The sequence below is a fragment of the Monashia sp. HAY1-2A genome (genome assembly GCF_056755315.1).
This window is the reverse complement of record NZ_JBNDHY010000652.1, coordinates 1-246: the sequence shown is the minus strand read 5'-3', so window position 1 is coordinate 246 and position 246 is coordinate 1. Positions and strand designations below refer to the sequence as shown.

Here is a 246-nt window from a genome sequence, read left to right as displayed (position 1 = left end):
CTGTTGTACCGACCACACGCCCGGCCGCGCTGGGCGGCCTGGCGATCGCCATCGGCGGTGCCGTTCTGTTTTCCACGAAGGCCATCGTCGCCAAACTGCTGTACCGCTACCACATCGACGCCGTCACATTGATCGCGTTCAGAATGCTGTTCTCGCTTCCGGTGTTTGCGGCCGTGGCGGTGTGGAAGATGCGGACCGAGCCGCCGCTCGCCGTACGCGACCGCTGGCGTCTCGCCGGACTGGGTC

General features: G+C 66.3%; 1 protein-coding gene. It reads left to right on the top strand.

The features are described from left to right. A partial coding sequence (locus tag ACPYOM_RS23415) for a hypothetical protein (RefSeq protein ID WP_481347813.1) occupies positions 1-246 on the top strand: 246 nt, incomplete at both ends.